This is a genomic window from Clostridium sp. DSM 8431, assembly GCF_900116755.1.
In the GTDB taxonomy this organism is placed as follows: domain Bacteria; phylum Bacillota; class Clostridia; order Clostridiales; family Clostridiaceae; genus Clostridium.
On record NZ_FPBY01000111.1, the window covers coordinates 1 to 11396 of the forward strand.

Below are 11396 nucleotides of genomic sequence, written 5' to 3' on the forward strand. Positions count from 1 at the left end.
AAAAACTTACTCATAAAAGAATTGCTGGTTCTTAACTTTATCTATATCTGTTCAATTTTCAAAGACCAATTTATCTCGTTGCCCTAAAACGACCTTTATATCTTATCACTCAAGCGAAACTCTGTCAACAACTTTTTTCAATTTATTTTTTATTTTTTAAAAACTAAATTGTAATTTGTTATTTCCTTTTGTTTCTTGTCTGCCTCAGCGACGTGTTTTATCTTATCATGGTTATTAAGACAAAAATTTTTGCTTTTCCTACACTAAATTAAATTAACTCAATAATTCTAGAAATATGTCTAATTTTCTACTTCTTAAACATAGTGATATACTCGGTTAAGTTTTCTCTATTTTTCAGATAATTCTATTTGTTTAGCAGAGAAAAAGTTGCCTCTTCACCATTGCAAATATAGAAAGTTTTATACTTTATAAGGCGCAAAATAAAAAGAGCCGGAACTCCGACTCTTTTTCTGTATAAGAAATATAAATTATCTTAACACTGTTTCTTTATAAACAAAGGATACATTTGAGAACCAATTAGTTTTTCATTATTTTTGATTTCAGTTCCCTTATCAGCTATAACATTATCTAATACAGAATTATCTCCAATAACACTATTTTGCATAATGACACAGTTCTTAAGTTTTACTCCTTCTCCAACGTAGACTCTTCTTCCTATTACACAATTCTCAACTTCACCTTTAATATAGCATCCATTAGCAATAATTGAATTTACAACTTTACTTGAATTAGTGTAGTGAGTAGGAGCCTCATCCTTTGTCTTAGTGAATATTGGTCTTTCTTCACTGAAGATCTCTTTACTTATCTTTCTATTTAAGAAGGATAAATTAGCATCATATAATGCTTTTAAAGAACTTATACATGTTAAATGTCCTGTGAATTCATAAGTTCCAACATTCATTGTATCTAGATTTCCTCTGATATAGTCTTTAACTTTTCTATATAATCCAGTCTTTATACATTCATTAACTATATCTATTAATCTGCTAGTTTCTAAGACATACATCTGCATATTTATATTTACATTTTCACTATTTTCTATATTTTCACCAATACTTATTACTCTTCCCTCTTCACCAATATTTAAAACATTACAGTCATCAAAGGAGCTTGAAGATTGTTTTAAATGTTTATAAACAACTGTTACATCTCTTCCACTCTTTATATGCTCATCAATTACTTTTTCATAATCTATATTACAAATCATATATGAAGGTGCTAATAATACATATTCCTTTCTACTAAACTTAAGGAATTCTATATTATCTGCAAAAGTATGCACATCTTCATATGATGGATCATATTCGCTAAAATTAAATACTCTTAAACCATCTTTCTTTCTATTTAAGTCCCATGGCTTACCGTTAGTTAAATGGTCAATTAATGATCTTGATTTATTCTTAGTAAATATACCTATACAATCTATACCTGAATTAGTCATATTTGATAATACAAAATCAATAACTCTATATCTTGCAGCTATAGGAACTGATGCTAGTGTTCTATTAACTACAACTTCACCCATTTTACCTTCATTACCATCTAAATTGATTAACCCAACACAATTATTCATATTTCTCCCCCTATACCATTTTATACTGCTTTATTATTCTCTATAACTGTACCCATCTTCACTTCTTCTTTTGAAGCTACTACTGCGATTTCACCATCTAAATCAATCTTACAATCTTTTCTGATTATTGCATTAGCCCCTACTATAGCCTTCTCAATAACTACATTGTCCCCAATTTTAGCATTAGTCATAATTACAGAATCTCTTATTATAGTATTCTTTCCAACCTGAACACCTTGGAATAATACTGAATTTTCTACTTTTCCATTAACAACACAGCCTTCAACAATTAATGAATTTGTAACTTCAGCTGTTTCTCCTATAAATTGTGCTGGTCTTACTGGATTAACTGAATAAATCTTCCACTCTTCATCATGTAAATTTAATTTGTTATCTTCTTTAATTAAATCCATGTTTGCCTGCCATAAGCTATCTATTGTTCCAACATCCTTCCAATATCCCTTAAATGGATATGCCATCATCTTGTTTCCATCAGCAAGCATACTTGGAATTATATCTTTACCAAAGTCATTACTTGATTCTTTATTAGCTTCATCTTCTTTTAAATATTTCTTTAATGTCTTCCAGTTGAATATATAAATTCCCATAGAAGCTAAATTACTTTTTGGTGCCTTAGGTTTTTCTTCAAACTCATAAATTGATAAGTCTTCATTTGTATTCATTATTCCAAATCTACAAGCCTCTTTTTTAGGTACTTCAATTACAGCAATTGTTGCTTGTGCATTATTCTTTTTATGAAAATCAAGCATTTTAGTATAGTCCATCTTATAAATATGGTCTCCTGATAGAACTAACACATATTCTGGATCTGCTCCATCAATAAACTCTATATTTTGATAGATGGCATCTGCTGTTCCTTTATACCATTTACCTCCCTTTTCTTCTTGATATGGTGGTAACACCCTAACACCACCATTCTTTCTGTCTAAATCCCATGGTTCACCAATACCTATATGAGCATTTAACTCTAAAGGTTTGTACTGTGTTAATACACCTACAGTGTGTATTCCTGAATTAGAGCAATTACTTAATGGAAAATCAATAATTCTATATTTACCTCCAAAAGGAACTGCTGGTTTAGCTAACTTTTTAGTTAACACTCCCAGTCTTGATCCTTGACCACCTGCTAATATCATAGCGACAATTTCGTTTTTACCCATTTAATTACTCCCCCTCTTTTTTCTCAAATTAACCTATATATATCTTTAAAATTTTAACTTCAAATTTTTTAAGAATTAAAGTTCCATTATCCTCAAGCTCTGTCATCTCTCTACTCCTATTTAACAAGTCAAAATACTTTCCTTTTAAGCTTATATTGTTTAATGTCTTATTCTCGCCAGATGTATTTACTGCAATTAATACAATTTCATTTTCAAATTGTCTTTCATACATACACACATCTAAATCTGTATCATAAAATTTTAAATTACCCTTTTTAAGTGCTTTTTCCCTATTTCTTATACCAATTAATAATCTATAATAATCTAAAATATCTATATTCTCATTTCCCCATGGATAAGTCTTTCTATTATCAGGGTCTTTCCCCCCTGTAACTCCAGCCTCATCACCATAATAGACAATAGGTACACCCGGAAGCGTCATCTGTAATCCTATTATCAATTTAAATAATTCCACTCTTTCATCTAATATTGTGAAAATTCTTTCCGTATCATGAGTCCCTAATACATTCATACATGCATAGAAATTCTCTCTTGGATAATTTTCATATAATGAAAGTATTATCTTTTTAAATTTATCTGATTTAATATATCCTTTTATAAAATTAATGAAACTTTCTCTAAATGGATAATTAGTTACTGAATCTAATTCTTTTCCATAGAAGTATTCTCTTTTTTGTGAATAACTCACCTTATTTGAGGCATCTTCCCATACCTCTCCAATAAGAACACTATCCTCTTTAACTTCTTTCATTTTCTTTTTTATCATTTTAATGAAGTCGTCTGGAAGTTCATCAGCCACATCTAGTCTCCATCCATTAGCTCCTGATTTCATCCATCTTTCAATTATGGAGTTTTCTCCATTTACTATATAATCAGCATATGAAGGTTCTAATTCCTCTACATTAGGCTGGTTATCTATTCCCCACCAGCACTCATATTTATCAGGATAATGCTGAAATCTATACCACTTATAATACTTAGATTCTGTAGATTGATATGCTCCTACCTCTTCATAATTGTTAAACTTATTAAAATACTTACTATCAGATCCAGTATGACTAAAAACACCATCTAATATAATCCTCATGCCCTTTTCCTTTGCCATACTGCATAATCTTTCAAAAGTCTCTTTAGTACCAAACATTTCATCTATTTTCTCATAATCACCAGTATCATACTTGTGGCAGCTTGATGCTTCAAAAATAGGATTAAGGTATATAATACTTATACCTAACTCTTTTAAATAATCTAATTTACTTATTACCCCTTCTAAATTACCTCCATAAAAATCCCATCTTGCTATTCTGCCTAAAGTATCTTTTATATACATTGGTTTATCGCTCCAGTCACCATATATAAAAGAATTTTTCTTTGGCTGTAACACTTTACCATCTTTATTGCCATTACAGAATCTATCTACAAAAATTTGATAAATTACCCCTTCTTTATACCAGTCAGGAACTATACTCTTCTCGTATACTGTTATTTGATAAGGAATAGGATTGTAGTTATAAACCTGACCAATCCCACCTAATCTCTCATCATTATTTCCATAGTATACTCTGTCATAGCCTTGTATAATCACAAAATAATACTCCAATAGTCCAATATAGTCAGATGTATCAACTTCCGCAAAATACTTAAAAGAACCATCATTTAAGTATTCCTTATCCATATTAATATCTCTTATTAATCCATCCGATTTAATTATTTGAAGTATGACCTCTGTATCCCTATTAATATACAAAGCAATCTTTACTTTTTCTCCAGATTCAACAGCTCCAAATGGTTTTCTATAATTCATCTTCTGAGAGTCATGAATTATCCTTAACTCTTCCATTAGATTTCACCTTTCTACAAGTTTTTATAAATTACTTCTGATCCCCAAATACCTGTTGCATACTGTTCTATAGTTCTATCTGAAGAGAATATTCCTGAATGTGCTATATTTACGCCACACATCTTCTGCCAATTTGAAGTATCTTTATATAACATATTAACTTTTTCCTGTGCCTTAAGATATGAATCAAAATCTCTTAAAACAAAGAATTCATCATTAAGGTTAATCAAACTTTCATATATATTTCTAAATCTATCTTTATCAGCATTATAACTTCCATCTATTAAGCTATTTACAACTCTCTTTATTCTTGAATCACTATTATATAATCCAGAAGAACTATATCCTCCATTGTTGTAATACCCCATAACCTCATCTGCAGTTAATCCAAAGATAACTATATTGTTATCACCAACTTCGTCTCTAATTTCAATATTTGCACCATCAAGAGTTGCAACTGTAACAGCTCCATTCATCATAAACTTCATATTAGAAGTACCTGACGCCTCTTTTGTTGTAGTTGAAATTTGTTCACTTACATCTGCTGCTGGAATAATTCTTTCAGCAAGAGATACATTGTAATTTTCCATAAAGACAACTTTTATTTTATCCTTTACTCTAGAATCATTATTTACTGTCTTAGCAACTGAATTAATTAGTTCAATTATGCTTTTAGCTAAGTAATAACCTGGAGCTGCCTTTCCACCAAAAATAAATGTTCTTGGCTCAATATCGAGGTTTGGATTTTCTATTAATGAATTATGTAAATCCATTATTCTTAAACAATTCATAAGCTGTCTCTTATATGCATGTATTCTTTTAACCTGCACATCAAATATAGAATCTGGATTTACTTTAATACCTTGTTTATCTAAAATAAGCTTAGCTAATGCTTCTTTATTATTGTGTTTTATATTAGTTAACTCTTCTAAAACAGCATTATCATCTAGATGTCTTTCAAAATTACATAAATCAATAGGATGCTTTATAAAACTTGTTCCTATTGTATCTTTTAATAAGCTTGTTAAACCTGGATTACTCTTTAAAAGCCATCTTCTATGAGTTATTCCATTAGTTTTATTATTAAATCTATTAGGATATAGATAATAGAAATTACTCATTTCCCTCTTCTTTAATATTTCAGTATGAAGCTTAGCAACACCATTTACACTATGACTTCCTACTATAGCTAAGTGTGCCATCCTAACTTGACCATCAGCTAGTATAGACATGTCAGATATTTTCTGCCATTGTCCTTGGAACTTATTCCATAACTCTTCACAATACCTTCTATTTATTTCTTCAATAATCATATATATTCTTGGAAGTAAGGACTTAAACATATCTATAGGCCACTTTTCTAAGGCTTCTGCTAAGATAGTGTGATTAGTATATGATACTGTATTAGTAGTAACTCTCCATGCATCCTCCCATGGAAGTCCCTCTTCATCTACTAATATTCTCATAAGCTCTGGTATAGCAAGGGTTGGGTGAGTATCATTTATATGAATTGCTATTTTTTCATCTAATTCTTCAACTCTACCTCCATGCTTTTTAAAGTGTCTTACTATACTTTGAACTCCAGCTGAAACAAAGAAATATTCTTGTTTTAATCTAAGAATTTTTCCTTTATAAAAGGAGTCTTCTGGATATAAAACCTGTGAAATTGACTCAACTGAATTTTTATATTCAATAGCTTGTAGAAAATCACCTCTACTGAAGGATGAAAAATCAAATTCATTTGAAACAGCCTCTGCACTCCATAATCTTAATGTATTTACAATATCATTCTTATATCCTACTATTGGAGTGTCATAAGGTACTGCTAAAACTGGTTCATAATTAACATGAGTGAAAGTTAAGTGATCATTTATATAATCAACTTTAACTTCCCCACCAAACTTTACTATTTCTGCTTTATTAGCTTTTCTAGTTTCCCAGGCATTACCCTCCTTTAGCCAATCATCAGAAACTTCTACCTGCTTTCCATCTACAATCTTCTGCTCAAAGAATCCATATTTATATCTTATTCCACATCCATTACCAGGTATCTTTAAAGAAGCCATAGAATCTAGGAAACAGGCTGCTAATCTTCCAAGACCTCCATTACCTAGTCCTTGATCGTGCTCAAAGTTTTCAAGCTCTTCTAAATCTATATTTAATTCTGCTAATGCTGATTTACAAACATCTCTTATTCCTAAGTTAAGAAGAGCATCTCCAAGAAGTCTTCCTAATAAAAATTCCATTGAAAAATAAAATACCTGTTTTTGACCACTCTTATTATTTTTCTTGTTAGTTCTAAGCCATGTTCTTGAAACATAATCTCTTATAAGTCCTGCTAAAGCTTCATACTTTTGTAGATTACTTCCTTCTTTTAAATCTGTTCCGTTTAGTTCTAAAAATTTATTTATATATGCTTTTTTGAATTCTTTTTTATCTACTGATATCATTCTACTTCCTCCCTTATTGTTTACAGATTAATTATCTATAACATAATTCGTTATACATATTTAGATATGCATCAGCAGATTTACTCCAACTATTATTAGAATTCATAGCATGTCTTATTAGCTTATTCCACTGTCTCTTATCTTGATAAATTCCCATAGCATATTGAATAATATTAAGCATTTCATCAGCATTAAAGTTAGCAAAACTAAAGCCATTTCCTGTTTCTTCATACTGATTATAAGGTTGAACTGTATCTCTAAGTCCCCCAGTTTCTCTTACTATTGGAATTGTTCCATATCTTAATGCTATAAGTTGTCCTAAGCCACATGGTTCAAATAATGATGGCATTAAGAACATATCTGACGAAGCATAAATTCTATGCGCTAATTCATTATCAAACTTAATGTTGGCAGATACTTTATTTCCATATCTATAATCAAGCCATTTAAAATGATCTTCAAAGTTCTTATCACCAGTACCTAGAATAACTAGCTGAACATCCTGCTGTAATAATCTATCTGCAATATTTACTATTAAATCAATTCCCTTTTGACTTGTAAGTCTTGTTACCATTCCTATCATTGGTGTATTTCTGCTTTGATATAAACCTAGATCCTTTTGAAGTTGCTCTTTATTTGTTAATTTTTCTTTTAAAGTATTAACATTATATTTTTTATAGATATAGTCATCTGTCTCTGGGTTAAATTCATCATAATCAATACCATTTACTATACCTCTTAAAGCCCCAGATCTACATCTTAAAAGTCCATCTAAACCTTCTCCATAATAAGGAGTTTTAATTTCTTCAGCATAACTATAGCTTACAGTACTGATTAAATTTGAGTAGTTAATAGCTCCTTTCATAAAGCTAACACCCTTATTAAACTCTAGACTCTTATTTTCATAAGGTTCATAATCATATCCAAATAACTCTGGTAATATAACTTTATCAAAGCATCCTTGGAATAAGATATTATGAATAGAATATACAGTTCTCATTCCTGCATAAAATAAATCTTTTCTAGAATATTCAAGGGTTAACATAACTGGTATCATACCTGTCTGCCAGTCATTACAGTGTATGATATCTGGCTGCCAATCAACTTGTTTTAGCATTTCTAATACTGCTCTATCAAAATATGCAAAACGTTCCCCATCATCAAAATATCCATATAATCCATCACGATTAAAGTAAGCTTCATTATCTATTAGATAATAAGTAACTCCATCTTGTTTATAGGTAAATACACCAACGTATCTAGTTCTCCAACTTACATTTATCATAAACCATCTATCAAATTGAAGTTTATCTTTTAGCTTCCAGTTAATACCCTTATATTTAGGAAGTACAACTCTAACGTCTACTCCCTTTTTCGCAAGCTCTTTAGGTAAAGCTCCTGCAACATCACCAAGGCCACCACTCTTGATGAGTGGTGCTGCTTCAGATGCAACAAATAAAACCTTCATATTCTACTCTCCCCCAATTAACCTTTAATCTTCTCTTTTATTGTCAGCTGTATCTTTTTTAGTATCTTGGCTAACTATGTCTTTAACCTTTAATACTAATGCTGCCATTGGTGGCACCTTTACCTTCAACGAATATTTTTGATTATGGAAAGGCTTATCATCTGAATACAAAGTTTCACCTATAACCTGACCAGAACCACCATATTTAGTAGAATCACTATTAAATACTTCTTCATATTCTCCTAGGAATGGAACTCCTATTGTGAAGTCATAATATACTTCTGATTTGAAGTTAATTATAAAAATTAATGTATCTTCTTTTACCCTACTCTTTCTCATAAATACCAAAATACTCTGATCTTTATTTTCAGGGTCTATCCATGAGAAACCATTAACATCATAATCAAGTTCCCAGAAAGCCTTATTATCTCTATATAAGTGATTTAAATCTTTGAAGAATACTTGAGTTTCTTTATAACATTCATCATCTTCCATTGATATCCACTCTAGGCCTTCATATTCTCTCCATTCAATGAATTGAGCAAACTCAGAGCCCATAAATAATAACTTTTTACCTGGATGAGCCATCATATAAGTAGCAAAGACTCTAACTCCAGCAAACTTATTCCACTTATCTCCCCACATCTTATTAAGAAGAGATTTCTTTCCATGAACAACTTCATCATGAGATAGTGGTAATATAAAGTTCTCTGAATAGCTGTACATCATAGAGAAAGTAATATTTTTGTGAAATTGTCTTCTATATAGTGGATCCACCTGAACATATTCAAGAACATCATTCATCCATCCCATATCCCATTTAAAATTAAAACCTAATCCATCATCTTTTGGTGGTTTACTGATATTTGGCCATGCTGTTGATTCCTCAGCTATCATGAGTCCTGAAGGAAATTCTGATAATACTGCTGTATTAAGATCCTTTAAAAACTGCATTCCTTCTAAGTTTCCATTACCACCATATTTATTAGGAACCCACTGACCATCGCTTCTATCATAATCAAGATATAAAATACTAGATACGGCATCTACTCTTAATCCATCTACATGGAATTCTCTAAACCAATATAAAGCATTAGATATCAAATAACTCTTTACTTCAGGTCTTCCTAAATCAAAATTGCAAGTTCCCCAACCTGCATTTTCTGCTCTCCAACCTTCTTGATATTCATAAGTTGGAGTACCATCAAATCTATATAGTCCATGAGAATCCTTACAGAAATGTCCTGGTACCCAATCAAGAATTACTCCAATATCTTCATTATGGAAAGCATCAATTAACTTCTTAACGTCTTCCAACTTTCCATATCTTGTTGTTGGAGAATAATATCCTGTACCTTGATATCCCCATGATGCATCTAATGGATGCTCTAATATAGGCATTATTTCAACATAGGTATAACCCATATCTTTAACATACTTAGGAAGTTCTTTACTTAACTCTTCATATGTTAAAAAATCGCCATTGTCTTTTCTTTTCCATGAACCTAGATGAACTTCATAGATATTTATTGGACTTTCAAAAACATTGACTTTCTTTTGTTTCATCTGCCATTTCTTATCATTCCACTTATATCTAGTTTGATCATAAATTACAGATGCATTATTAGGTCTAATTTCACTTTGTACTCCATATGGATCAGATTTAAATTCACCCTTTAATCCATTTTTATCTACTACACAGAATTTATAGAGATCATTTTCTACAGGCTCAGTAAAAAAACCACTCCATATTCCATGTTCAGTTACCTTTTGCAACTTGTACTCTTCCCTAACTTCAAAGTTATTGAAAGAACCTACTACATATACTGCTGTAGCATTTGGTGCCCAAGTTGTAAATCTAACACCTTTCACCCTCATTTCAGTAGTTAAATGAGCACCCATTATGTTATAAGCTTCATAGTTTTTACCTTCATGGAAAAGATAAGTATTAAAATCAGTTAAGTCATATTTATTAAGCTTTCTACCATACTTTTCGATTCCCTCATCTCTTTTTTCTTCTTTTGTTATCTTGGAAGCTGCAATTGATGCTTTTTTATTTTTTGCAGCTGAAGAACCTTTTACTTTTTTACTTTTCTTAGCACTCTTTTTATTGTTCCCCTTCACCTTAACTTCTTCTTTTTTAACTATTGGTTTTTCTGTTATAGTAACTTCTTTTCCTAATTTACTGTCTTTTACACCTACATTTACTTTGTTTTGACTTAGAGTGTCTTTCTCATTACTTTTAGTTTCCAACATATAACCCTCCTCAATGAACTAGAACAATTCTCTATACCCTTTTTTCAATAAGTTATATTTATATAATAACAAATCCACAATGATTTTTCATCCATTTTTGTAAATTTATTGAAAAAAATTATAAACTTATTATGTAGTATACAAGTATCTCTAAAAACAAATATTTTCTAACATACTAAAAAACTAATTTTGTGAAATAAGATATTAATTTGTTTTTAGAAAAAAGTTACTAACATCAAGCCTTTTAGCCTAGGAATCAATTTTGTTGATCTCATAAAAGCTTTCAAAATCAAAATAAATTTATATTAAAAAACTTACATACTAGAACCTCTCTGATATTAATACTCACTGCTAAAGAAATTTTATATTTTGTTAATAGGAAAAAAAGCAGTAACAGAATCTATATATTTAAGATCATATTACTGCTTTTAATTATTTCTATTTTATTTAAGTATACGAAAAAAGCATTAGAATTTCTTCTAATGCTTTCCTGTTAATCACCTGGCAACGTCCTACTCTCCCGCACAGTCTCCCGTGAAGTACCATCGGCGCTGTAGAGCTTAACTGTCCTGTTCGGAATGGAAAG

Annotated in this window: 6 protein-coding genes and 1 rRNA gene; all 7 read right to left on the reverse strand. The window is 30.5% G+C overall.

Annotated features, from left to right (window positions below):
- Positions 1 to 493: 493 nt before the first annotated feature.
- Positions 494 to 1594 (reverse strand): glucose-1-phosphate adenylyltransferase subunit GlgD, encoded by a 1101-nt coding sequence (glgD, locus tag BM384_RS11565; protein ID WP_090013770.1) that lies wholly within the window; start codon positions 1592 to 1594, stop codon positions 494 to 496.
- A gap of 20 nt (positions 1595 to 1614) precedes the next feature.
- Entirely contained in the window at positions 1615 to 2775 is a 1161-nt protein-coding gene (locus BM384_RS11570; protein WP_090013772.1) for a glucose-1-phosphate adenylyltransferase, read from the reverse strand.
- Between the two features lie 28 nt (positions 2776 to 2803).
- Positions 2804 to 4636 (reverse strand): glycoside hydrolase family 13 protein, encoded by a 1833-nt coding sequence (locus BM384_RS11575; protein WP_090013774.1) that lies wholly within the window; start codon positions 4634 to 4636, stop codon positions 2804 to 2806.
- A gap of 14 nt (positions 4637 to 4650) precedes the next feature.
- Positions 4651 to 7086, reverse strand: a complete 2436-nt coding sequence (locus tag BM384_RS11580) for a glycogen/starch/alpha-glucan phosphorylase (RefSeq protein WP_090013776.1) — start codon at positions 7084 to 7086, stop codon at positions 4651 to 4653.
- A 31-nt stretch (positions 7087 to 7117) separates the two neighbouring features.
- A complete protein-coding gene (glgA, locus tag BM384_RS11585) occupies positions 7118 to 8554 on the reverse strand; it encodes a glycogen synthase GlgA (RefSeq protein WP_090013777.1) in 1437 nt (478 codons plus the stop codon).
- A gap of 24 nt (positions 8555 to 8578) precedes the next feature.
- A complete protein-coding gene (gene glgB, locus BM384_RS11590; protein ID WP_090013779.1) occupies positions 8579 to 10810 on the reverse strand; it encodes a 1,4-alpha-glucan branching protein GlgB in 2232 nt (743 codons plus the stop codon).
- 499 nt (positions 10811 to 11309) lie between these two features.
- A 5S ribosomal RNA gene (gene rrf, locus BM384_RS11595) occupies positions 11310 to 11396 on the reverse strand; the annotation flags it as partial.

Excerpts from the sequence above, each read along its gene's own strand:
- BM384_RS11575 (WP_090013774.1), bottom strand. The coding sequence starts at position 4,636 with ATGGAAGAGTTAAGGATAATTCATGACTCTCAGAAGATGAATTATAGA.
- glgA (WP_090013777.1), bottom strand. The coding sequence starts at position 8,554 with ATGAAGGTTTTATTTGTTGCATCTGAAGCAGCACCACTCATCAAGAGT.
- BM384_RS11570 (WP_090013772.1), bottom strand. The coding sequence starts at position 2,775 with ATGGGTAAAAACGAAATTGTCGCTATGATATTAGCAGGTGGTCAAGGA.
- glgD (WP_090013770.1), bottom strand. The coding sequence starts at position 1,594 with ATGAATAATTGTGTTGGGTTAATCAATTTAGATGGTAATGAAGGTAAA.
- BM384_RS11580 (WP_090013776.1), bottom strand. The coding sequence starts at position 7,086 with ATGATATCAGTAGATAAAAAAGAATTCAAAAAAGCATATATAAATAAA.
- glgB (WP_090013779.1), bottom strand. The coding sequence starts at position 10,810 with ATGTTGGAAACTAAAAGTAATGAGAAAGACACTCTAAGTCAAAACAAA.